This window comes from Psychromonas sp. L1A2 (assembly GCF_009828855.1).
Lineage (GTDB): Bacteria > Pseudomonadota > Gammaproteobacteria > Enterobacterales > Psychromonadaceae > Psychromonas.
This window is the reverse complement of sequence record NZ_WUAG01000001.1, coordinates 1,022,684-1,046,645: the sequence shown is the minus strand read 5'-3', so window position 1 is coordinate 1,046,645 and position 23,962 is coordinate 1,022,684. Positions and strand designations below refer to the sequence as shown.

Sequence of the window (23,962 nt, the reverse complement as noted above, 5' to 3'; positions counted from 1 at the left end):
TTTCGCTCTTATGGTATTTGAAACCTTCAATCTAGACACATTTATTTAATTAAACTCATTAAAAAGTGTCGTTTCAATCAAAGGCGTAAGTAAAATTATCGCTAATATACCTGTTCTCAGGGGAAATGCCAAAAACAACAAGTATCGCTACCGGTTTACTGATGCTAATTTATTCAACCGTTGCTATTGGTAAACATAAAGTAGGCTTATTACCGCCTAATCCCATCGCCTGTTTAATAAACTGCTTTTTTAATGGGCTAATATTGTCAGCCATTAACAGTGCCACATCTCTTAAGACTTTTTGCACAGGATTTACACCATTAAATAATTGCTTTAATAGCTCCATCGACGCAATCATCTCTGTTGCTTCTGTTTTTCGCCAGCGCTCGAAGTGACGTAAATTATTGTACAAGCCAATATCATTACCTAATGTCGCATTTTGCAATATTTCTTGCCCTAAGCAAGCGGCATCCAATAAACCTAAGTTTACTCCTTGTCCCGCTAACGGATGAATCGTATGTGCCGCATCACCGATTAACGCAACACGATGTTTAGCAAAGTCTCTCGCATAACGCATACTTAAAGGAATGCTTTTACGTTCTCCCTGTACTTCGCATAACCCTAAGCGATTATCAAAGGCTCGATTTAATTGTTGATTAAATGCTTGGTCGTCTAATGCGAGCAACAACTCAGCTTGCATTGGTGGTAAAGACCACACAATAGAACAAGTATTTTCATCATATAAAGGCAAGAACGCCAAAGGCCCCTGCCCTGTAAATATTTGACGTGCACAAGCTTGATGTGGTTCGACTGTTTTCACCGTAGCCACAATCGCATGATGATGATAATCCCATTGCGTTAATGGAATATTAAGTTGTTGTCTCACCCATGAATTTGCACCATCTGCAGCAACCACTAATTTTGAAGTTAATTGTTTACCGCTACTTAACGTTAACCACGCTTCGCCATCACCTATCGCCATATTTTGTAATGAATCAGGGCAAAAGAAAGTGACGTTTTCTTGTTGTTCAACACCGCTTAAGAGTGCTTGTTGCAGGTTTTTGTTTTCAACGATATAACCTAAATCTTTTTGATTCACCTGTTCAGCAGCAAAGTCGATTTTTCCAAAACTGTCTTTTTCCCATACTTGCATGGTGTGATAAGGCGTAATGCGCTGCGCTTTCAATAATGGCCAAATACCTAAATTATCGAGCATGGTTTTACTGGCAAAACTCACTGCGCTCACTCGACTTTCTGGCATTTCTGATAAATCAGTTGCTTCATTAGCTTCAATAATGGCTATCGATAAGTTACTTTTCGCTAATGATTTCGCTAAGGTTAACCCAACCATTCCGCCACCAACTATGGTCACATCATAAGACTGCATCATGATAAACTCTCTCTTTTAAACAAATCAAATTGGCCTTTTGCTTGTTCGATAATAGGCTGAGATAAAAAGGGGAAAAGACTCATTGCCTGAAGACCAATATTGCGAGGAATACTTAATACAGGATATTGATTACTGAATACGCGTACTAAACTATCGGTCATTAAAATAGTGCGGTGATGATCTTTTGCTCGGCACTGCCAATAATGATTTAACATTGAAAATGAGCCGATCTGTTCAATTTCTGATCCGCTGATCACTTTCGCCAATACAAACAAATCTCGTAGACCTAAATTAAACCCCTGTCCTGCTACGGGATGTAAGCTATGCGCAGCATTACCAATACACACAACTCGATGTGCAATTGGTTTTGTGGTTTTTAATAAATTTAGAGGGTAAATATCACGCTTACCTGTCACTTCAAATAGACCTGAACGATACCCAAATTTTTTCTGTAAGTCAGCCAGAAATAGTGAATCAGGCAAACCAGCGATAGACTCAGCCTGATCTTCTTCAACACAATAAACTAAAGAGTAACGATTTTTTGTTAGTGGCAATAAAGCAATTGGACCGCTTTTAGTAAAACGTTCATAAGCAACACTGTGATGAGGCTCAGAACAACTCACATTACAAATGATTGCACTACGTTGATATGCAACATTGGTACTGCTGATATTAGCCAGTTCTCTTACTTGGCTACGACTGCCGTCAGCACCAACGCACAGCTTAGCTTGAACACTTTGCCCATTGCTTAACTCACAAGTAACGGAGTCCAATGTTTGTTTAATATTATCTAGTTTAACTTGATATAACGTAGTTAATGATGAAAATTTCGATAAAGCATTCGATAATATTTTACCAACAAGCCGTAACTCAACCACATAACCAAACGCTGTTTTTTTATTTTCAGGCATTAACTCAACCGCACCAAAGTAACCTTTATCAGAGACTTGAATTTGCTCAATGGGTTGTGCATTCACTTTAATTGCAGACCACATAGACAAACCATCTAAAATGTCTACCGAACCAGCATTAAGCGCAATACAACGAGCGTCAAAGCTTGGGTTACTATTACTATCACCTTGAACTTGCTTAGCAGCAATAGAAGCAGAAGAATGCTCAACTCTTTGTGCATTCTCATCGAGTAATAAGACCTTGAGCAGAGAATTTTGTTTTAATAACGACAACGCTAATAAAGAGCCAGACATGCCAGCACCAACAATCACTACATCATATAATGTATTGTTGGTGGTAATTTTTGATGGTGTTTCTATATGAGTTTGATTAGCCATTCATTAAAGCTTCAATTTCTAGGATACTTTTAGGCACGGCAGACGTTAATACTTCACATCCGCTTTCTGTGACAATCACATCATCCTCAATACGAATACCAATTCCTTTCCAACGATCTTCAACATCAGCATCATGACTAATATACAGACCCGGCTCAATAGTAATCGCCATACCGGCCTCTAATGGACGCGGTTGGTCAATGGTGCCTGCGTTGCCAACATCATGTACATCTAAACCAATAAAGTGCCCTAAACCATGCATGTAAAATGCTTTATGCTTATCTTCTTTAATTAAAGTTTCAATGTCACCTTGTAATATGCCTAAAGCTAATAAACCTTCACACATTTTACGAACGACTAATTTGTTAATACCTAATACACTTGAGCCAGGTTTGACTTGATCAATCGCCAATAATTGACAATCTAACACCAGTTGATAAATGGTCGCTTGCTCTTTAGAAAAACGACCGTTAACAGGGAAAGTACGTGTAATATCCCCTGCATAACCTTGGTATTCAGCTCCTGCATCGATTAGCACTAAATCCCCGTCTTTTAACGGTTGATCATTCTCTGTGTAATGTAAGATACAAGCATTTTTACCACCAGCAACAATACTATTATAAGCAACATCACGAGTGCCTTGTTTAGCAAACTCATATTCAACTTCCAACTGTAATTGAAATTCAAGCATGCCCGGCTTACAGTTTTGCATAGCGCGTACATGCCCTAATGCAGATATTTCACCAGCTTTACGCATGATTTGCTTTTCAGCTTCACTTTTAAATAGACGCATTTCGTGTATCTGTGGCTTCCAGTTTAAAAATTGATTGGCAGCAATCAAACCACTTCGAGAACGACTACGTAATTTATTTAATACATTTTGTAGTTTTTGGTCTAATACTAAGCCACTTAACACTGGGTAATATACACTTTCAATGCCTGTTAATAGTTCACTTAACTTCTCTTCAAAATCATCAATAGGAAATGCTTGATCGACTTCTAATTGGATAACAGCATCAGCTTGTCCTAAACGATAACCATGCCAAATCTCGGCTGTTTTATCTTTTTTACGATTAAATAAAACCGTGCTAACTTGACCATTTTGCTTAATCAATAACAAACAAGCATCGGGCTCATTAAATCCACACAAGTAATAAAAATCACTATTTTGACGAAAACGAAACTCCGTATCATTACTACGCGTTAATTCTTCATTGGCAGGGAAGATAGCCATACTGTTATCCAGCATGCTATTAGCAAATATATTACGACGGGTTATAAATTCAGTCATGGGTTCTCACTTTAATGCAGGGTCTTAGAAACAGGTAACGGCGTATTACGAGAAAAAGTATTAAAACATAACATAGCACTGACACGAAGGTACTCAACAATTTCAGTAAAAGCAATTTCAGAGTCTTCATCTTCTTGTTCAAAATCCAAAGATAGCTGTGAAATATCGCGAATATCGCGAATAACTTCTTGAACATCATCCGATGCTTGATTAAGAGCCTGTTGAACCATACCGAAACCCACTAGGAAACCTTGCGCCCATTGCGCCATGGCTTCCGCTCGTTCATCTAAGGGTTTGTTGTCTTCTGGTAAAAGTAAATTAAAACCTAAACCATCATCGGTACATTGTTTGACAACATCAGCATAAATATTTGAAACCAAGCTTTTCACTGCTTGTGGTAGTGCCATACCTTCATTAACAACATCATTAAATAATGGCTGCCAGCTTTTATCATCAAGGGCAACACCACCGCAAACAAAGCCAGATAACACGCCATGTGTTTCCGCTGCATTGGTGAATAGGTCAGCACTGTCAAGGGCTTGGGATATTTTGTCAAAACTTGGTAGAACGGCAGAACTCATAGCGACACTCTTAATAAACTAAGGATAGTGCAACTATTCTATCATCCAGAGGATCTCGTCGCTAGTAAGTACTTGAAACTTGATAGCTAGGTCGATATAGTTCGCCCACAATATGACATTTTTTTTAGGGAAACTGATAACTCCCTTATTCTTCAGCACTAACGGGGGCATTATGGCGCAACTTGATATAACTATTTTAGGCCAACAATATAAAATCGGCTGCCCTGACGGTGAGCAAGAAAACTTATTAAGTACCGTCTCTCAGGTAGATGAGCATTTAAAAGAAATGAAAAGTAGTGGAAGAACATTACGAAACGAACAATTAGTGGTAATGGCTGCATTAAACTACCGCCATCAATTAAATACCATAAAAGCAGAAGCTCAAGAACAAACAGATCAATTGAATAAGCGTATTCAAGAACTTCAAGATGCAATTAATGGCGCACTAAATAAAACAACCACTAAAGAGTAACGTTAAACGCGGTATAAACTTAAACAACTTTCTTATTACTTTCCTTATTGCCCCCTTTTGAATAAATAACACCGACTCCCAAATAAGCTTCATTTCTTAGTGGACTCGGTGTAATTTCAGTGTGTTAAGCCTATATTCTTAAAACTGATCTAAAAGATATTCAACATTGTTATACCGATTATATTAAATAAGTGATCTAAATTTTGCGCAGGAAAAACAGTTCAATTCAAAGCGTAAGTTGAGCCTTTGAAAGATTAACTTCATTAATCGCCTATCGGAGAATTAACCAAAAGAGGTTAATGCTTTAATGGCTGTTCCCTTTACGAAATTGACAACGAGGAAATGGGCTGTTTTAACCAGTAAAATAGATAAGCTATTTAGTGGGATTGATATAATAACAACCTTTTCAAAAACCGATTCCAAAATCAACTAGATACTTTGTGTAGAAGGCATTCAATTTCAACGGAAAATCAATATAAAACGCAACGCCCTTTACAAAAATAATTACAAAAAACAGGTTATTTTGTTAAGTAAAATAGTTCATCTATTTACTGCTATTGTAAAATGTTTAAAAAACCATCAAGCAGTATCAAACTTCATGTTTTTTCCTAAAAAGCCTTTTAATACGGTTCAAATGTAGGTACAGTTTATTCAACCCTCGGGTACACGTTAATCTTGACTAAGTCCCTGAGCCGATAAGTATTACCCTGGTGAATTGTTTTGCTTTGCTTTTGTGTAAGCTCGACTCGTATCGAGAAACCTACGGTAGACATCAATACGCCAACCTTGACCTTCGGGTTCAAGGTCACAGTCAAAAGCGGTATCCTTGGGTTATCTTTTTTAAGTCTTTTTATTAAGATTTAATAACATTTTCATTGTTCTTCAATACCTGTCGTTCCCTCAAAAAATCATTATTTAGCAATGCCAACTGGTTACATATTTGTTATGTTACTAATATGACCTGTTTACTTAAAAACGCTAATAATATGATGCCTAAGATGACCGACAACATTTCCCAGCAACGAGACTTAATTCGACGACAAGTTCGTGCTGCACGCAAAGCATTGTTACCAAAACAGCAACTACAAGCGTCATCACAACTATTAAACCGCTTAATTAAACATCCTAAAGTGAAAAAATCTCAGCATATTTCCTTAACACTCGCACATGATGGTGAAATCGATTTACATCCTTTTATTGAATGGTGTTGGCAACAAAGAAAACAGGTTTATTTACCCGTTGTTCATCCCACCAGTCCTGGTGAATTATTGTTTTTAGCCTATCAAGAAGAGACAGTGATGGTTAATAATCGCTATGGTATTAAAGAACCTAAACTCCAGTTCAATGTAAACTCTAGCATCACTTCTCATAACAATGAACATCAATCGAATATTATCGCCGAAAATTCAGCTCCTTACTTTAATACTTTCCCAGCTCAAAAATTAGATATCGTGTTCACACCATTAGTTGCCTTTGATCCCCAAGGAAACAGGATTGGTATGGGGGGAGGATATTACGATCGTTTATTAGCCCCTTGGTTTTCTGACAAAATAGGCCCCTATCCAATCGGGCTTGCGCATAACTGTCAATACGTTGATTTATTACCGATTCAAGCTTGGGATGTACCTTTACCTGAAATAATGACTCCTTTACAACATTTTCATTTCTCTTAAAAACCTCTTCTAGCTCTTGGCAAAGCACATAGTAAAACGATGAGTAAAATAATAAGCACAATTATTTACTGGTTTTTAGTAAATAGAGCTTAAAATTACAGCGTAATTAGGGGTATAATCGCGCCACTTTCAAGACTCACGCTCACTCAACAGGATACAAGTCATGACTCAAGATGATAAGAAAAAAGCAGCCGCTTATGCAGCCTTAGAATATGTTGAAAAAGATACCATCATTGGTGTTGGAACAGGCTCAACGGTAAATCATTTTATTGATGCGTTAGCAACAATAAAAAATAGCATAGTAGGCGCAGTATCCAGTTCAGAAGCTTCAACAGATAAATTAAAATCGTACGGTATCGAAGTATTCGACCTAAACGAAGTCTCTGAATTAAGTGTATATGTTGACGGAGCAGATGAAATTAACCCATACAATCACATGATTAAAGGCGGCGGTGCTGCATTAACACGTGAAAAGATTGTTTCAGCAGTAGCAGATAAATTCATTTGTATTGTTGATGATACTAAAAACGTCGATATTTTAGGTGACTTCCCACTGCCTGTTGAAGTCATTCCAATGGCACGTAGCTACGTTGCTCGTGAACTTGTTAAGTTAGGCGGCGACCCTGTTTACCGTGAAGGAGTGATCACAGATAACGGTAATGTTATTTTAGATGTTCATAACCTAAAAATTGCTGAGCCATTAACACTAGAAAATAAAATCAATTCAATCGTCGGTGTTGTGACAAATGGTTTATTTGCAAATCGCGCGGCGGATGTTGTTTTAGTCGGTGCAGAAGACGGCGTAAAAACACTAAAATAATCTCATTTAACGATTTTTTTGTTCCATTCGCTTACTATTTTAAAAAACTAAGTGAATGGATCAAACATTATGCAAATAATAACAATGAAATTGTAATAAGTTGTTTCGATTTATAATATAAAAACAACAGTCTCAGATTCACAATTACAACTATTTTTGCTATTTTACATGCACTAAAATTATTCTCAAAATTGCTGTCCATCCACCTTTAAATAAGGCTCAAGGAAATACAATGACTAAGTTTTCACTCAATAAAGATAAAATTAAAATTCTTCTTTTAGAAGGTTTACACCAGAGTTCAGTTGATACTTTTACTCAAGCTGGTTACAACAATATCGAAAGTATTAAAACATCACTAAATGAAGATGATTTAATCGAAAAAATTAAAGACGTGCATTTTATCGGTATTCGTTCGCGCTCTAACTTATCAGCAAAAGTATTAGCAGCAGCAGACAAACTAGTTGCAATTGGTTGTTTTTGTATTGGTACTAACCAAGTAGATTTAGGTGCTGCACAAACAAAAGGTATTGCCGTTTTTAATGCGCCTTTCTCAAACACTCGAAGTGTTGCAGAACTAGTACTTGGTCAAGCACTTTTATTATTACGTGGTGTACCTGAGCGTAATGCTAAAGCTCACCGTGGCGAGTGGGACAAATCAGCAACAGCTTCTTATGAAGCACGTGGTAAAAACTTAGGTATTATTGGTTACGGTCATATCGGTACTCAATTTGGTATTCTTGCTGAAGGTCTAGGTTTCAATGTTTCTTTCTACGATATCGAAAGCAAACTAACACTAGGTAATGCAACTCAAGTAGCAACCATGAAAGAGCTATTAGAGAAATCTGATGTCGTCAGCCTACATGTACCAGAAGTTGATTCTACAAAAAATATGATGGGTGCTAAAGAGTTTGCGCAAATGAAAGATGGTGCAATCTTCATGAATGCGGCACGCGGTACGGTTGTAGATATCCCTGCATTATGTGAAGCATTACGTAGCAAAAAACTATCTGGTGCAGCGGTTGATGTTTTCCCAACAGAACCAAAATCAAACAATGAAGAATTTGAATCTCCATTACGTGAATTTGATAATGTTATCCTTACTCCACATGTTGGTGGTAGTACACAAGAAGCACAAGAAAATATCGGTTATGAAGTTGCTGGTAAATTAGTTAAGTACTCTGATAACGGTTCAACACTGTCTTCTAAAAACTTTCCTGAAGTATCTTTACCACTTCATAAAAATGCAAGTCGTCTATTACACATTCACCGTAACCAACCGGGTATCTTAACTAAGATTAACTTGGCATTTGCTGATAACAATATCAATATTGCAGCACAATACTTACAAACTAATGAAAATATTGGTTACGTTGTTATTGATGTAAACAGTGAAGATGCAGATACTGCATTAGATAAGCTAAAAGAAATCGAAGGGACAATTCGAGCACGTTTATTAAACTAATCGTATTATTCGATATATCCAAAAATAACAAAGGGACTCATTGAGCCCTTTTGTTATTTTTATATCTCTATTTACTTTCCATGCAATATCTTAAATTTGGCATAAAAATATTAGCTAAGCTAATAAATATTAATTTTTTCAAAAGCATCATCTTAAAAACAGTACTTTATATTAAGAATATTCAGTTTACCCTTTAATAAATCTCTTCGTTTTAAACACCACACCTTATATTTAGATAATAATTAACGGTTTATTTGATGAATAACAATAAAATTGCAATAAATTCCTGAACAAATTGAACTTATTACCTATAATTGAATAGTTGTAAATAAAATAACTCATTATGGGAAATACTTGTGCCAATAAAATTTACTATCAAAACTAAACTCGTTACTACGTTATGTGTGCCATTGATCCTTATGGCTGCTTTTTTTCTCTACTCATTAATTGAAACAGAGAATTATGTACTTGAAAAGGAAAAAGAAAACGTTAGTTTACAATTAGGGAAAGTACTTGATCAGGAACTTAAAGGACAAGTAGACACTCTTTCTTTTGCTATTGCTGATTATTATGAACAATCTAAAATACAGAATATAGAAAAAAGCTTAACTAAAGAAATGTTAGAATTCAGAACAATGATTGAAGGCATTTATAAAAATAGTCACTCAGAAATTGAAGCAGAAATTAGTATTTATGCCTTTCTAAATCAATATCATTGGAATGATGGACGCTATCTATTTGCCTATAATGCCTCTTCTTATGTCAGTGTCGCCTACGGAAGTGACTTAAGTAATATAGGAAGTAGTGGTTTTAATAACGTCAGCCCTGATGGTAAATACTATGTACAAAATATCATTGCTGCAGCTAAGAAAGATGATATAGGATTCAGCCAATACACCTACTTAAATCCAAATACCAATATAATAGAAGATAAAATAACCGCTTCATTTTATTTCAAACCTTTAAACATAGTCATTGCCAGCGGTGAATATATTAGCACGCTTAGAATGAATAATATTAAAAATGCTTTGCATGCAGTAACCATCGCTAAATATGGTGAAAATGGGTATTTTTGGATTCAAGATAAAAATGGGAAAATCATTGCTCACCCTAAAAAAGAGATTGTTGGGACGGTAGTAGATAGTTCAAAATTGGTAGCAAACAGCATTAAAGGTCAAACAGAAACCAGTGTAAAAATAATCTTTGAAAATCCAGTTACTAAAGAATATGAAAATAAAATTGCTTATGCTCGAAATATATTCTCTGACTGGGGCTGGACAATCGTAACAGGTGCTTATGAGAGTGATATTATTGCTGTTCAAGAAAGCTTAACCAGCGTGACTGAAGATATTTTTGGGGAACAAGTTTATTCAATGGTCACTACTTCGGCAATATTAATTATTTTGTCATTTGTTATCGTTATTTGGATCATTAGCGCTATTGTTAAAAGTTTACTGACGTTAAAAGAGAGAATCGATACATTATCAACAGGTGAAGCTGATTTAACATCACGTATCGCCATAGTTTATGATGATGAGCTAGGTGATATCAGTCGTTCAGTGAATAACTTCATTATTTATTTACAATCTATGATGCTTGATATTTCACAAGCTTCAGTACATATCACAAAAAGTACTGAACAGCTTAATGATCAATCAATTAAAGTAAATAGTGCCTTGCTAACACACGCCAGTGAAACAGATCAGGTAGTGAGCGCTATTACAGAAATGAGTAGTACTTCTGAAACTGTGGCTCAAAATGCAGCAGATACCTCAATCAATACACAAAAAGCAAATGATGAAGCAATCTTATCTAAAGCCATTGTGACAGAAGCATCAAACAGTGTTATTGCACTCGTTGATGAGGTTGACTCCGCTTCAACCAGCATTAACACAATGAATGATAATACACAGGAAATTATCAAAGCATTGAGTGTGATTGGTGAAATAGCAGACCAAACTAACTTATTAGCGTTAAATGCCGCAATAGAAGCTGCACGAGCAGGTGAACAAGGCCGAGGTTTTGCAGTCGTTGCAGATGAAGTTCGTTCGTTAGCAGCACGTACTCAAACAAGCACAGCTGAAATAAACAAAATACTATCTACATTAAGTAACGATGCTGAAAATGCAGTAACAGCAATGGACGTGACAAGATCAAGTTGTCAGCGTACTGCCGAAAACACAGCTCGAGTGACAGATAGCTTAGATAATATGACTAATTTTATTATTCATATTAATGATCTGAACACACAAATAGCAACGGCATCAGAAGAACAAAGTGCAGTGACAGAAGAAGTTAATCGCAACATGACTAATATCAGTGAGATGGTAAAAGAACTAACAAGAAGTGGTCAAGAGACACTTGATAGTACTGAAAATCTAGCATCAGCAAACTCACAATTAGATTCGTTAGTTAAGAAATTCAAACTAGAATAATCTTAATAAGAGTTGTTTAAATAAGAATAGTCGACATAAAAATAAAGAGGTTAATCTATGTTTAGGTTAGCCTCTTTTTATTGGAATACTTGAAACTTTATCCTAGCTAGTTTTATCTATTATTAACACTGCTGCTATATATAAGCATATTTAATTATCAACATGTTTACTTGATCAATACAAACATAGCCTAATTATTTTTAACTTCTTCAAGAACAAAATCTCGAAATACTTGATTAGCACGAGACATATAACTATCTCTGCGCCAAGCTAAACTAAGATCGATACAAAAAGGTTCAACAAAAGGACGTGTAACAATTTCATCGTCGTCTTGAATACTAACTTTCCACATAGGTGAAATAGCATAACCTTTACGAATAATAGATTTAATTAATGGCAATAAATTACTGGTGAAGGCAATCTTTGGACTTTCTTTTTCTTTTTGGCTAATTTTTTCAATCAATGAATGATGGTAATAACCTTTTCCAAACAATATTAGTTCATATTTTAAAAAATCGGCATATTCGATCTGCTCAAACTCAGCAAGAGGATGGTCAGCTGCCATACAAACAACCATCTCTTCTCGGATTAATTTTCCACTATCAAATTCAGGTGGTAAATCATGATCTGCAACGACCCCTAGCTCTAAGTCACCATCCAATAACTTCTTTCTAATACGTCGAGTACCTGTATCTATAATATTCATCCCCAACGCTGGATGTTGATGTTTAAAAGCCATAATTAAAGGGGGAAAGAAGTATGAACCAAGCATAGGAGGAACACCAATCTCAACCTCTCCTTGATCAAGCCCTTCGATAGCCTGCATGGACAGCTTTGCATCCTTAGCTTGTTGCAGTATCTGCTTAGCATGCAGTAAAAACTGATGTCCCGCTTCGGTCAAACTTACCCCTCTTTCACGACGGTGTAGTAGCGGCATATTTAATTCACTTTCAAGCTTTTTAATACTGGCACTGATCGCTGGTTGTGCTAAAAACAAATGCCGAGCGGCTGCAGAGATACTGCCTGTTTCAACAATTGTCACAAAATGTTGTAGTTGTCTAAATTCCATTTACGTCCCCAAAATTCACTGATACCACTATATAAATTCACTGATACCAATATATAAATTCACTGATACCAATATATAAATTCACTGCAAACCAACCCATAAATTATATTTATATATAGCATAAAAACAACATAATATATTTATTGATGATAGGCGGTTATCATCGCCATATCCAGTACCTTTTAAACATCAGAAGAAATGAAAAAATTAACACATTACAACCGTTTAGTACTTTCAGTTTGCCTTTGCTCAGTGGTCACTTTCTCTAACATCTATTGGTTACAACCACTATTACCAACGCTTCAACATGAATTTAATATCAGCTTATTAGCCGCTAATCTGACGATGTCAGCCCCTTTACTAGGTATGGGATTAGGATTGTTAATTTTTGCTAGTCTGTCTGACTCAATAGGTAGACGCCCTATTCTCTTAAAAGGCATGATTGCAGGTTTGTGTGTCTCTTTGTTATTGCCATTAGTTGAGAATTATTCTTTATTCTTATCATTACGCTTTATACAGGGTGCTTTATTATCTGTATGCCCTGCTGTAGCTATTCCTTTATTGGGCGAAGAGTTGAGAAAGAGTTGGTTACCTGCTGCTGTAGGCTTTTATATTGCCTCAAATACCATAGGTGGCATCAGTAGCAGATTAGTTGGTGGTGCTTCTGTTGACCTATTAGGAAGTTGGCAAGCAACTGGATATGCTATTGCAGCATTTACTGCCATTTTATTTATGGCAGTCTACTTTATTATCCCTAAACAACGTCACTTCACAGCACAACAATTTAAACTAAAACCAAGTTTAAATATGTTTTCTAAGCATTTACAACGTCCTCAATTATTATTGTTATATATTGTTATTGGATTAGCATTCGGATGCTTTGTAAACTTATTTAGTTACTTAATGAGTGTGCTCGAAGAAGCGCCATACCAATTACCAAGTGCACTGCGTAGTTTAGTTTTCATCACCTTTTTAGGGGGGACCATGAGTGCTTCATTAGCAGGTAAATTCTCTAAAAAGCATGGTCAATTAGCAGGAGTTGCGACAGGTGTATGTATTATGTTGTTAGCTAATTTCCTATTAAGCAATCACAACCTATCAGTAATGATCATTGGCATGATCATGATGGCCTTTGGTTTCTTCTTTTGTCACGCCCAAGCCAGTACCTTGGTTAGCCGTACAGCCAAAAAAGGCAAAGGCAGCGCTCAAGCACTATATAGTTTATTTTATTATACAGGGGCAAGTTTAGGTGTTTTCTTCATTGCTCCATTCTATGAACGTTGGGGGTGGCAAGGTGTACTCACAAGTACCAGTATCGCATTAATTATTTGTCTAGCATTATTGGCTCTGTACCAAGTTAAATATACCGTACAGCAAAAACAAGTATCTTCTTCTATTTAACCTGAAGCCCAAATAAATTATACCAATCTGGATAAATAAATGGTCTATTTAGGCGTTAGGGAAAATGGATGATAGCAAGGCGTTGATTGCAGTAATACCATTCCGCCTAATTAGTTGATCAGATTCATCCAATCCCTAGTGCACATTTTTATTACTCTTTGACTATCACTTACAAAGTCATTCCATGCATAACAAACCGCATCCACAATTGATTCATAACCATTAAAACAACGATTAGCTAAATGATGTTGACGCAACCAGCTCCACACTTGTTCTATCGGATTTAGTTCTGGAGAGTACGGAGGAAGCTTAATTACGCTAACATTATTAAAGTCTGTCGCAAGATCTTCTGTATGCCAACCAGCCCCATCCATAATAATGACTGCATGCCGATCTTCGGCGGTACTCATGGATATTTGTTTCAGGTGAGCATACATAATGTCTTTATTTACATAAGGCATTACCATCGCTTGTGATTGCCCATTAGTGACACAAACGGAGCCAAATAAATATGCATATTCAAACTGTTGCTGTTTCACAGCTAATGGTCTGCTACCTGTTTTAGCCCATAGCTTTGTTGTTGTATTTTGTTGTCCAAAACGTGCTTCATCTTGTAACCAGATATCGACTCTATCTAATGAGATATGGCCAGGGATCTTAAGGATCATTTTTATTTGGAATTTTTTTAAAATCTTCTTGAACTTCAAGGGACTGTTTTGGGTGCTTAGAGCGAGAGGTTATCCATGAAAAACCTAAACGGTGAAGTAATTTGTAGACACTTGAAAGGTGGTATTGATGGCCAAAATTATCAAGCAATAAACAACTGGATATCAGTGCCTACTAATCGGCCACCCTTATCATTTTTTGTATATTCATTAATATATTGAATTAGTTGAAGTGATTGGATTTCAGATAATCGTAAGGGACGTCCAGTTGTCTTTTTATCAATTAATCCAACCAATCCATTTTGATGATATTGAGATATCCATTTATTAACACTAGTACGGCTCACTTTAAGAAATTTAGCTATATCGGTACGAGAGCTGCCTTCTTGAAAGTGCGCTAGAGCAGAATAACGCAGTCTCATACGAACACTTTTATGTGTTTTGGCCAATTCAGAAAAATCATGTTTTTTCATACGTCACCAAGAGAATATAATCAGTTAATAATTAAATACATTAGATCACATAATTAGGCGGAATGGTATAACTAGTTATTCTCATTACAAAATCAACCACGAAGCTAGGATTCATTTTAACAAGCATAAATGACTAGATAATTACTTAGATTGGTATTAGCTTATATTCACTGAATTCTTATCTTTATTTCAAATAAAAAAGGCCTGTAATAGAGATCTATTACAGGCCTTAAATTTTGTAACTTTAGTTATTTTAAATGCGAGTAATACTTAGTATTTAACAAACATATTAAAAATAACCTAGTAATTAGAAACTAGTAATTAGAACTAGCAACTAAAGAATAATAAGTTCTTTAGCAATATTGCCACGTGTTGCATTTGAGTATGGGCAAACTAAATCAGCTTTTTCTACTAACGCTTCTGCTTCCGCTTTATCCATATCACCTAGTGAGATAGAAAGCTTAACTGCGATCCCAAAACCACCTTCGATAGGACCAATAGAAACTTCAGAGTTAATGAACAAATCGCTTGGAAGTGCTATTTTCTCAACACCTGCAACATGTTTAAGTGCACCAATGAAACATGCCGCATAACCAGCACCAAATAATTGCTCAGGGTTTGTGCCTTGTCCATCATCACCACCTAAGTTTTTAGGTGTAGAGAGTTTAACATCTAAACGACCATCATCAGATTTAGCGATACCTTCACGGCCACCCGTTGCTGTTGCTTTAGCTGTGTAAGCGACTTCTTGTAATACATTCATAGTGAACTCCAAAATTTGTATTGAATAACGAATTTATTTTGCATGCAAAATAATAATAACGAAGATAAATAACAATTGCAAATACTTTGCATGCAAATTAAATTTATAGTTATAATAGTTACTATAATAATAAATTTAATAGAAAATAAAAAATTGAAGGAAATTGCCATGTCATTTGAACAGCTAAAACTAAAGCATCAGCTGTGTCATCGTTTATATATGGCATCAAATAGTATTGCCCGTGCCTATCGAGAACCATTAACAGAAATTAATTTAACTTACCCACAATATGTGGTGATGATGGCATTGTGGGATCAAGATAAAATAACCATTGCCGAGCTTATTGAAACAACCGCAATTGATGGTAGTGCAATGACTCAAATATTAAAGAAAATGGCTGACAAGTCACTATTAGCAGTCATTAAAGATGAAAAAGATCAACGAAAACGCCTTATTCAATTAACAAGAACAGGTCAAGATCTGAAATTACAAGCAGTAGATATACCCGGTAAAATACGTTGTAAATTTAATAGTATCGATTCAAATCAAGCCTTACAATTAATGCAATCCTTAGATTTAGTCATTCATGATTTAAACAAAAAAGAAGATGAGTAAATGAGTCACTCATTAAATAAACATGCTAAATGGTATTTCCAATAAAAAATGTTAGCTATCATTAATGAGACTCATCAATTAATTGACCGTAATCCCGCTCTACCTTTGAAATACGTATTTTAAAAGTATCATACCAAGATTGTCGTCCCATTTTTTGGGCCTCTATATGCTCAGTATTAGCTTTCCATTGTTTTATTGAATCTAAATTAGCCCAATAAGAAACCGTTATACCGATACATTCTCTCGCTGACTCAATACCTAAAAATCCTGTTTGTTGCTGAGCAAGTTCTACCATTCTATCGGCGGCTTCATGGTAACCATCATCTCCTTCTGTACGGGTAGAAGTAAAAATAACTGCATAATAAGGTGGTTTAGGTGTATTAGCGATAACTGACATAATAGATCCAATAAATTCTATAACTTGATTGTTGAGCTCAGCTTTTATTGAGTGAGGCTTTTAGCTGTTTTACGATCGATACACCCAAGATCTTTATCTGGTGCAATAATATTTCTAACTAATTGCTTTAACTCTGTAATTTCTGGAAAGCCACCCATTTCCTTACGCGACCAAATAAGCGTGCCATTTGCAAAAATTTCGAATATTCCACCTTCACCTGGTAATAATGAAACTTCATCTAACTCATCTTCAAAAGTACTTAATAACTCTTGGGCCATCCACGATGATCGCATTAACCAACGGCATTTTTTGCAATATTTAATATCTATTTTATTCATAATATGAATCTCTCTAAGCGTTTCTTTTACGCATTAATAGTAGTCAAAATTGGGAGCAAGAATTGCTATTAGGCTACACCTTAACTAAATCTAATGACATAAATTTACTATTGGAATCTTCTTCATAATCAGAAAAAGGAGCACAAAAACTAAATCCATGTTTTAAATACAAGCTATGGGCAGGTAAAAAATAATCCATTGATCCTGTTTCAAGGCTTAATCGACTGAATCCAGATAGTTTTGCTTGCTCAATAATATGAATTAACAACTTAGAAGCAACCCCCTGTTTTTTGTAAAGGCTTGAGGTTCTCATCGACTTTATTTCAGCATGTTGTTGATCAAGTTTTTTGAAAGCACCACATCCAGCCAATACTTGCTCATCCCAAATGCTCCAAAAATAAACAGAAGGATCTTTTAACGCCTCTAAATTGAGTGCATGTACACTTTCAGGCGGAGAAGTTGCTTTCATATCATCAAGATGCTCTTGAAGAAGAGAGAAGATCTCCTTACCTGATAAATCATCTAATTTAATCTTCAATACAGTTATTCCTGCTTAATTGAACTCGTACTAAAAGTTTAACAACGGTAGTACAACAATATGTAAAAAATGAGACCCACTTTCAGTGTGTAGCCAAAAGAACCCCATTAAATTCAAAAATACAGTTGTTCTAAACCCTATTTGAAATTCTTTCTTTATCGACTTATGGCGTAATCGTTGTTGGGCCCAAAAAGCACCAGGCCAGCCCCCCGCTAAAGCAAAAAGATGTAATGTGCTTTCTTTCGTTCTCCAGTTTCCACTTTGAGCAGAAGACTTATCAATAGCATAAGCAATATAAGTGATAATACTCATTACAGCGTAAAGGCCAATAAAAATACTAGGCAGTTTCCCCATTGTTACAGAGGCCAATAGTGCAAAACAAAAAATAATAGTGAACAGATGGCGAACAACATTGTAACTACTCGCTTTGTTATAGTTCTCTTTACGTTTATTTGCTTCTCTCGCCTCACTGGAAAATTGAACCTTAACCGCTTTGAACCGATTGTTAGCTTCTTTTACTAATTCATAAATAATCACATCGCCATTAATCGGCCTTTTCGAACCATACTTAAATGATTTAATATGCACAAAAGCCCGCTGTCCACCACCATTAGGCTCAACAAAACCAAAACCTTTATCATCATTCCAATTTAATATTTTACCTTGTAACTTCATATTTCCTCTAATACCAATGGAATTAAATAAGTGATCAGAGATTGCGCAGGAAAAATTAACACTAATAAGGCGTGAGTTGTAGGAGATAGTTGTTCTCACTTCAAAACTCACAACGCAGTTAGGGGTGATTTTAACCAGCAAGAATGATCACCTTATTAATTCTTTTGGTATAAATAGCTGATGACTAAAAACTTACCAACTTAAATCTCTAACAAACAATAACTTAAGGTAAAAAGTCAAATGCATTTATTTGAATTTTTAATTTATTTAATGAAATATATGGTTTAAATATTTCATAGAAAAAGTACTTAACCTCAAGGGTAACGTGACACCTTTTAGACAATACTTTCAAAAACCATCATAGTTTATATTTATATGACATTAAATAGATTGTGATGTAAATTGTTATAAATTTACTCAATGAAACAGTTAATTAGATAGATAATATCAATAAAGTTAAGTGCTCAATCAATCCAATAATCAATAATCAATAATCAATAATCAATATCAATAATCAATAATCAATAATCAATAATCAATACAATATATTGGTTTTGCAATGGAATGCATTTTAAAGTATTTTTTTAGTAGGCATTTGTTAGTAGAAATTGATTTAGTAGGAATAATGATAAAAGTATTATAATGGAAGATGGAATAGGTAAATAAGTTAATTACTCAATAAAAATAGTGATCAAAAGTATTATTTAAATTGACCATCATGATCAGTAAGCCATTAATAAAATTAAATATTTTTTCGTTTTTAACTTGCTTTGTAGTTTAAATATTTACGCTTAATTTCCTCTATCGAAATCGGTTTGCTGTAATAAAATCCTTGTAAATAATCACAGTCTAAATTTATTAACTCTTGTTCAGTTTCTCTGTTTTCTATTCCTTCAGCAATAACCTCACACTCTAATTGTTTAGCCAGAAAGATGATTGATTTTACAATCGCATAATCGGCCTTTTGACTTAGCATGCCATCAACAAAAGAACGATCAATTTTAATTTGTTTAATAGAAAGTTCTCTTAATAAAGAGAGTGAAGAAAATCCGGTACCAAAATCATCAATACTAAATTGAAACCCCATTGCATTTAATGCCATGATCATCTCTTTAGATCCCTGAATATTGGTCATCATAGCGCTTTCTGTTATTTCAAAAACAATCACATCGCTGATTGAGGTATCTTCTTTAAACAATGCTGCCACATAATCATAAAACTCATGACTTTTTAAATCTTGTGCAGACAAATTGATATGTAACGCACCTGTAAAGCCTGCAGCTTGTAAAACTTTTAAATTTTTAATCGCTTCAATCACAACCCATTTAGTCACAGATAGAATCAAACTACTTCGCTCCGCTATCATGATAAAATCATCCGGAGAAAGAAAACTGCCATCTGGCTGAGGCCAACGAATCAAGACTTCTAAACCATGCTGTTGATTCGTCTTAGTGCAGATCAATGGCTGATAAAATAATAAAAACTCATCCTGCTCAATCGCCCCTTTTATTTTATTTGTCATTAATAAAATTTCGCCTTCTTTCTGGCTTAATTCTGCATCATAAAAAACTAAATTTTTATTAGTTCTTTTAGCTTCATACATTGCTAAGTCTGCATGTTTGACTAACTCATACATGTCTAGACTATCTTGAGGATAATGACTGACTCCAATACTCAAATTCACATTAATCAGTTGCTTATCTATTTTTAGAGGGGCTTGTACCGACTTCGTGATGAGATTAATACACCGTTGTAACCCCTTTTTACTTTGATAAGTAGAAAGTATGGCAAACTCATCACCAGCAAGCCGGAACAGCGAACCATGATCACTAAGATTAAATTTTAATGCATGTGCAGTGGCAATTAATAATTGATCTCCACAATAATGACCAAAAGAATCGTTAACTTGTTTAAAGTCGTTTAAATCAATAAATAACACTGAACAAGGAGTTGATTGGCTAATAATATGAGAAAGAGATTTAAAGAACATCTTTCGATTAGGTAAACCGGTTAAAATATCATGTTCCGCTTGATAGCGCTGTACTTCCACAGCTTCTTCAGTACTTAATAAACTGCTATAGCTGAGCTTAATAACTAGGTAAACAAATCCACCACCACCGAATAGAATACAAGCAACCGTTGAAACCAGGATTGGGTCTAATTGAAAATAAAGAAAATAATAAAGAATTCCTAAATAACCAATAATAAATAGAATAATAAAGTAAAAAAGCAGGTACCAAGCTGAGCTATCACTCTTTTGGCAAATTTTTAACGTAGTCATTAAACTGGCCAGTAATAGCACAGTACCAACAATAATAATCGCAATAAAAAACTCGTTCACATAGTCCCCTTAAGGTATTACAGCTTAAACTTAAAAAAGGGTAGAGATTCTTTTATCAACACTAAAATATAATTTACTTTGAAACTTTTATTTAAATAATCAAAGTTAATGCAAAAATAAAGAGGCGACAGGTAAAATACTCTTTCAAAAATAAATTATCAATATACACCCTACTATTGGTTATAAATAAAAAATGTGATGTAGACAAGATTGAGGAAAAACGTTAACAAGTAATGGCGATGTAACGAATACATTTATAATAAAGTATTAGTTATAAATGAAAAAAGTGTTAATTCTGCTCCATTAAAATACAAGTGGCAGCATAAAAGGTAGGAATATATTTTTCTTCACCTCGTCATTAAAAAAGGTAAAAATAAATAACTGCAACATTAAAACTAAAAAAACTAAAATATCAATCACTTAGAATATATTAAGTTTATCTATGGTATATATCTGTTCCCCGTCACAATGTGCAAAATTCAGCAAGTAATAAAGTGAATAGACTCTAGCCAGCAAAAGAAATATCTAACGAGTTAAATCGACACTTCTAACAACAAATATATTTTTTCACTGCTTACCCTCTAGATCGTTAGGTTGAAAACTAACTCTATCTATGTTGCAACCTTTGATAAAAACTACCTATTGCCATCATATTGTACGTTGATTTGAAGTTTAAGTTAACGACTGAACAAAGTACCTTGAACAGTAATGGGTATAAAAAGCCCTCTAAAAGATAGAATAACAGTTATTACAGAGTCTAATTATTTAGTAAGCCTTTGGTTATTCATAATATTTATATAAATACTAGTTGTCCCTCACTTACAAAATAACTCATATTAAGTATTATCTTCACTTTTAAATGGTAAGCTAAGTGCCATACTTGTTTTTTATTACAGTTAACTCACATCAAAAGGATGCTTTATGCTTAATAACATATCACTAAGAAAACGCTTAGCAGGCGCTTTTTCCATTCTTATTATCATTTTAATTATTATGAGTATTTTTGCAGTCAAACAAATGTATTCTCTATCAAACTTTACCCAACTACTTTATAAACATCCATTTTCTGTCAGTGTTGCAATCGTTAAGATTGAGGGTGCAGTAACTAGTATGCATCGCTCAATGAAAGATGTTGCGTTAGCCAGTTCAATAGATCAAATTAATAAAGCAGCAGCTAACGTTGATGTAATTGAGAAACAAACATTTAAATATTTCGATGTATTAAATGAACGTTTTTTAGGTAATAAATCTGAAATAAAAATCATTCGAGAAAATTTTATTAATTGGAGGCCGATTCGTAACGAAGTAATTGCCTTAATGAAAGAAGGTAAACGCATTGAAGCTGTTAAAATAACGAAAGAAAAAGGCGCAAATCATATCCAAGATTTAAACCAGCGGCTTTTAAAACTTGAAAACTTTGCAGCCAACAAAGCGAGTGAGTTTACTAAAAACTCATTAGCACAAGGTGAGTCAGCAGTTTTAAACCTTATCATACTGGTATCTATCGGTATTATTTTAGCCATCTTATTAAGTTGGAGAATTACACTTTCTATTTTACGTCCTATTGGTGGCGAACCGAAAGATATCGAAGTATTAACTCATCAAATTGCTGAAGGTGATTTAAGTATAAAATTTCAAAATACAGGTAAAGAAACAGGGATTTATTTAGCCATGCGATTAATGGTTGAAAAACTGAAAGTGATGATGAAACAAATATCCGATTCCGCCGTTTCTCAAACAGCTGCTTCAGAAGGGCTCGCATTAATCTCAGTTCAAACTAAAAACAATATTGCAGAACAAAATCATGCAACAGAACAAGTTGCAACAGCAATTAATCAAATGCATGCAACTTCTGAGGAAGTTGCGAGGAATACAAGTGTCGCCGCAGATGCAACTGAAGCTGCTCGTTTACTTGTTGATCAAGGAACACTAAAAGCAGAACAATCTTCTAATGATGTACAAGGTTTAGCCAAAGATCTAGACAAAACGACTATTATCATTACCGAACTTGCAGAAAGTACAGAAGATATTGCAGGCATCCTTGCTGTTATTAAAGGTATTTCAGATCAAACCAACCTACTTGCATTAAACGCAGCTATCGAAGCAGCTCGAGCAGGAGAATTTGGTAGAGGGTTCTCCGTAGTAGCTGATGAAGTCAGAGCGTTAGCTTCAAATACTCAAAAGTCGACTGCTGAAATTGAAGCTAAAATAAGCAAAGTGCAAGAAAGTGCCAAAGCCTCAGTAGAATCTATGAAAATTGGACGTGAACAGGCCGATACTATCGTAACGCAGACCGTAGATGTTCAACAGGCACTAGCGGATATCAAAAATGCGGTATATCAAATTATTGATATGAACTCACAAATCGCTAGTGCAGCTGAAGAACAAAGCTCTGTTGCTGCCGAAGTTGGAAAGCAAGTTATTGAAATAAAAGAATTGTCCCATAACACAGGAGTTGGAGCGGAGGAAGTTAGAATAGCAACTGAAGAACTAGCTCAATTTGCAACACAACTTAACGAGCACGTTACACTATTCAAAATGTAAGATTTAAGCTTCAAATTTATAATATTAATTACTTTTTAGTCTCGATGAAGACTAAAAAGTAATCTTCGCTCTACAACCCAACAATAGGGCCTCTAATCAAGCCAGTCTTAACAGTACAGTCAAAATTTTTTGAAAAGAAAACCGCACCATTACAACTAAAATAGAAGTTAATAATTAAAAAGTAACAAATACCCACTACTTTCGATGGAAGTTTCTTATATTTATATTGTTTATGCCTTCGATAGATTGTATCAAGATAAAAAAGCTTAACGATCATATAAATTTAATTAATTAGGTCTAACAAAGTAAATTTTAATGAAAAGCCAACCGAAACCACAAAAAGATCAACTTAAACAAATAATTAATCAAAAAATAGTGTTAAATAGCTCATTATAGGTGGTTATTTTTAATACCTTAAGCTAACATTATTTATAATGCTCTATACATAGCAACAGAGAGTAAGATTTTTATTCTCATTAATAGTATATAAAAAGTAAAATAAAATATAAAAAATAAAATAACTTATACTCAAGTAACGATAAAGAACAATGATAAAGAACAATGATAAAGAACAATGATAAAAACGTTGATATTTTAGATTATTATGCTGTCTTTCTATTAAAAAACACAATATAAAAACCACCAGCAACCTCTTTTATTTCATCAAATTAACTAGCATCACGCACTAAACGCTTTATGCCTTATATCAATAGCGATTAACAAAATCACT

19 protein-coding genes, 1 other RNA gene and 1 pseudogene are annotated in these 23,962 nt (G+C 34.7%); 9 read left to right on the top strand and 12 right to left on the bottom strand.

Going from position 1 to position 23,962, the window contains the following annotated elements:
- Window positions 1-169: 169 nt before the first annotated feature.
- The 4 genes from GQR59_RS04600 to GQR59_RS04585 are packed head-to-tail and all read right to left on the bottom strand — an operon-like array spanning window position 170 to window position 4,551.
- Window positions 170-1,390 carry an FAD-dependent monooxygenase gene (locus GQR59_RS04600; RefSeq protein ID WP_160060893.1) on the bottom strand — a complete coding sequence of 407 codons (1,221 nt, stop codon included), beginning with the start codon at window positions 1,388-1,390 and terminating at the stop codon, window positions 170-172.
- Entirely contained in the window at window positions 1,387-2,679 is a 1,293-nt protein-coding gene (gene ubiH, locus GQR59_RS04595; protein WP_160060892.1) for a 2-octaprenyl-6-methoxyphenyl hydroxylase, read from the bottom strand. The genes GQR59_RS04600 and ubiH overlap by 4 nt, the downstream gene beginning before the upstream one ends.
- A complete protein-coding gene (gene pepP, locus GQR59_RS04590) occupies window positions 2,672-3,970 on the bottom strand; it encodes a Xaa-Pro aminopeptidase (RefSeq protein ID WP_160060891.1) in 1,299 nt (432 codons plus the stop codon). The genes ubiH and pepP overlap by 8 nt, the downstream gene beginning before the upstream one ends.
- Before the next feature lie 11 nt (window positions 3,971-3,981).
- Window positions 3,982-4,551, bottom strand: coding sequence for a UPF0149 family protein (locus GQR59_RS04585; protein WP_160060890.1), 570 nt, complete (start codon window positions 4,549-4,551; stop codon window positions 3,982-3,984).
- A gap of 172 nt (window positions 4,552-4,723) precedes the next feature.
- Between GQR59_RS04585 and GQR59_RS04580 the strand changes: the two genes are divergently transcribed.
- From GQR59_RS04580 to GQR59_RS04555, 6 genes are all read left to right on the top strand, one after another.
- Complete coding sequence (locus tag GQR59_RS04580; RefSeq protein ID WP_160060889.1) at window positions 4,724-5,023, top strand: cell division protein ZapA; 300 nt, start codon at window positions 4,724-4,726, stop codon at window positions 5,021-5,023.
- A gap of 651 nt (window positions 5,024-5,674) precedes the next feature.
- Window positions 5,675-5,860: non-coding RNA, 6S RNA (gene ssrS, locus GQR59_RS04575), on the top strand.
- A gap of 161 nt (window positions 5,861-6,021) precedes the next feature.
- Window positions 6,022-6,696: a 5-formyltetrahydrofolate cyclo-ligase gene (locus GQR59_RS04570; RefSeq protein ID WP_160060888.1), complete on the top strand. Its 675-nt coding sequence runs from the start codon at window positions 6,022-6,024 to the stop codon at window positions 6,694-6,696.
- Between the two features lie 163 nt (window positions 6,697-6,859).
- Window positions 6,860-7,516, top strand: coding sequence for a ribose-5-phosphate isomerase RpiA (rpiA, locus tag GQR59_RS04565; protein WP_160060887.1), 657 nt, complete (start codon window positions 6,860-6,862; stop codon window positions 7,514-7,516).
- A 232-nt stretch (window positions 7,517-7,748) separates the two neighbouring features.
- Window positions 7,749-8,978, top strand: a complete 1,230-nt coding sequence (gene serA / locus GQR59_RS04560) for a phosphoglycerate dehydrogenase (RefSeq protein ID WP_160060886.1) — start codon at window positions 7,749-7,751, stop codon at window positions 8,976-8,978.
- Between the two features lie 356 nt (window positions 8,979-9,334).
- The gene (locus GQR59_RS04555) at window positions 9,335-11,413 is read left to right on the top strand and encodes a methyl-accepting chemotaxis protein (RefSeq protein WP_328600586.1); all 2,079 of its coding nucleotides are present in this window, start codon (window positions 9,335-9,337) and stop codon (window positions 11,411-11,413) included.
- A 190-nt stretch (window positions 11,414-11,603) separates the two neighbouring features.
- Here GQR59_RS04555 and GQR59_RS04550 read toward each other — a convergent pair whose 3' ends face one another.
- Window positions 11,604-12,482 carry a LysR family transcriptional regulator gene (locus GQR59_RS04550; RefSeq protein ID WP_160060885.1) on the bottom strand — a complete coding sequence of 293 codons (879 nt, stop codon included), beginning with the start codon at window positions 12,480-12,482 and terminating at the stop codon, window positions 11,604-11,606.
- Between the two features lie 198 nt (window positions 12,483-12,680).
- Here GQR59_RS04550 and GQR59_RS04545 point away from each other — a divergent pair, with 198 nt between their 5' ends.
- Window positions 12,681-13,883, top strand: a complete 1,203-nt coding sequence (locus tag GQR59_RS04545; RefSeq protein ID WP_160060884.1) for an MFS transporter — start codon at window positions 12,681-12,683, stop codon at window positions 13,881-13,883.
- Window positions 13,884-13,993: 110 nt separating this feature from the next.
- On the opposite strand, the pseudogene GQR59_RS04540 reads toward GQR59_RS04545, so the two are convergent.
- Window positions 13,994-15,021 (bottom strand): annotated as a pseudogene (locus GQR59_RS04540) (IS630 family transposase).
- 334 nt (window positions 15,022-15,355) lie between these two features.
- The gene (locus GQR59_RS04535; protein WP_160060883.1) at window positions 15,356-15,784 is read right to left on the bottom strand and encodes an organic hydroperoxide resistance protein; all 429 of its coding nucleotides are present in this window, start codon (window positions 15,782-15,784) and stop codon (window positions 15,356-15,358) included.
- A gap of 168 nt (window positions 15,785-15,952) precedes the next feature.
- Between GQR59_RS04535 and GQR59_RS04530 the strand changes: the two genes are divergently transcribed.
- Entirely contained in the window at window positions 15,953-16,399 is a 447-nt protein-coding gene (locus GQR59_RS04530; RefSeq protein WP_160060882.1) for a MarR family winged helix-turn-helix transcriptional regulator, read from the top strand.
- Between the two features lie 61 nt (window positions 16,400-16,460).
- Here GQR59_RS04530 and GQR59_RS04525 read toward each other — a convergent pair whose 3' ends face one another.
- From GQR59_RS04525 to GQR59_RS04505, 5 genes are all read right to left on the bottom strand, one after another.
- Window positions 16,461-16,796, bottom strand: coding sequence for an antibiotic biosynthesis monooxygenase family protein (locus GQR59_RS04525; RefSeq protein WP_160060881.1), 336 nt, complete (start codon window positions 16,794-16,796; stop codon window positions 16,461-16,463).
- Window positions 16,797-16,840: 44 nt separating this feature from the next.
- The gene (locus GQR59_RS04520) at window positions 16,841-17,134 is read right to left on the bottom strand and encodes a SelT/SelW/SelH family protein (protein ID WP_201288015.1); all 294 of its coding nucleotides are present in this window, start codon (window positions 17,132-17,134) and stop codon (window positions 16,841-16,843) included.
- Between the two features lie 73 nt (window positions 17,135-17,207).
- On the bottom strand, window positions 17,208-17,672 hold the full coding sequence (locus GQR59_RS04515; protein WP_160060880.1) for a GNAT family N-acetyltransferase: 465 nt from the start codon (window positions 17,670-17,672) through the stop codon (window positions 17,208-17,210).
- A gap of 30 nt (window positions 17,673-17,702) precedes the next feature.
- Window positions 17,703-18,347, bottom strand: coding sequence for a DUF1294 domain-containing protein (locus GQR59_RS04510; protein ID WP_160060879.1), 645 nt, complete (start codon window positions 18,345-18,347; stop codon window positions 17,703-17,705).
- Window positions 18,348-19,107: 760 nt separating this feature from the next.
- Window positions 19,108-20,688, bottom strand: coding sequence for a putative bifunctional diguanylate cyclase/phosphodiesterase (locus GQR59_RS04505; RefSeq protein ID WP_160060878.1), 1,581 nt, complete (start codon window positions 20,686-20,688; stop codon window positions 19,108-19,110).
- Window positions 20,689-21,609: 921 nt separating this feature from the next.
- On the opposite strand from GQR59_RS04505, the gene GQR59_RS04500 reads away from it, so the two are divergent.
- Window positions 21,610-23,232: a methyl-accepting chemotaxis protein gene (locus tag GQR59_RS04500; protein WP_160060877.1), complete on the top strand. Its 1,623-nt coding sequence runs from the start codon at window positions 21,610-21,612 to the stop codon at window positions 23,230-23,232.
- The last annotated feature ends 730 nt before the right edge of the window (window positions 23,233-23,962 follow it).

Coding starts and splice junctions, on each gene's coding strand:
- GQR59_RS04600 (WP_160060893.1), bottom strand. CDS start 1,390: ATGATGCAGTCTTATGATGTGACCATAGTTGGTGGCGGAATGGTTGGG.
- ubiH (WP_160060892.1), bottom strand. CDS start 2,679: ATGGCTAATCAAACTCATATAGAAACACCATCAAAAATTACCACCAAC.
- pepP (WP_160060891.1), bottom strand. CDS start 3,970: ATGACTGAATTTATAACCCGTCGTAATATATTTGCTAATAGCATGCTG.
- GQR59_RS04585 (WP_160060890.1), bottom strand. CDS start 4,551: ATGAGTTCTGCCGTTCTACCAAGTTTTGACAAAATATCCCAAGCCCTT.
- GQR59_RS04580 (WP_160060889.1), top strand. CDS start 4,724: ATGGCGCAACTTGATATAACTATTTTAGGCCAACAATATAAAATCGGC.
- GQR59_RS04570 (WP_160060888.1), top strand. CDS start 6,022: ATGACCGACAACATTTCCCAGCAACGAGACTTAATTCGACGACAAGTT.
- rpiA (WP_160060887.1), top strand. CDS start 6,860: ATGACTCAAGATGATAAGAAAAAAGCAGCCGCTTATGCAGCCTTAGAA.
- serA (WP_160060886.1), top strand. CDS start 7,749: ATGACTAAGTTTTCACTCAATAAAGATAAAATTAAAATTCTTCTTTTA.
- GQR59_RS04550 (WP_160060885.1), bottom strand. CDS start 12,482: ATGGAATTTAGACAACTACAACATTTTGTGACAATTGTTGAAACAGGC.
- GQR59_RS04545 (WP_160060884.1), top strand. CDS start 12,681: ATGAAAAAATTAACACATTACAACCGTTTAGTACTTTCAGTTTGCCTT.
- GQR59_RS04535 (WP_160060883.1), bottom strand. CDS start 15,784: ATGAATGTATTACAAGAAGTCGCTTACACAGCTAAAGCAACAGCAACG.
- GQR59_RS04530 (WP_160060882.1), top strand. CDS start 15,953: ATGTCATTTGAACAGCTAAAACTAAAGCATCAGCTGTGTCATCGTTTA.
- GQR59_RS04525 (WP_160060881.1), bottom strand. CDS start 16,796: ATGTCAGTTATCGCTAATACACCTAAACCACCTTATTATGCAGTTATT.
- GQR59_RS04520 (WP_201288015.1), bottom strand. CDS start 17,134: ATGAATAAAATAGATATTAAATATTGCAAAAAATGCCGTTGGTTAATG.
- GQR59_RS04510 (WP_160060879.1), bottom strand. CDS start 18,347: ATGAAGTTACAAGGTAAAATATTAAATTGGAATGATGATAAAGGTTTT.
- GQR59_RS04500 (WP_160060877.1), top strand. CDS start 21,610: ATGCTTAATAACATATCACTAAGAAAACGCTTAGCAGGCGCTTTTTCC.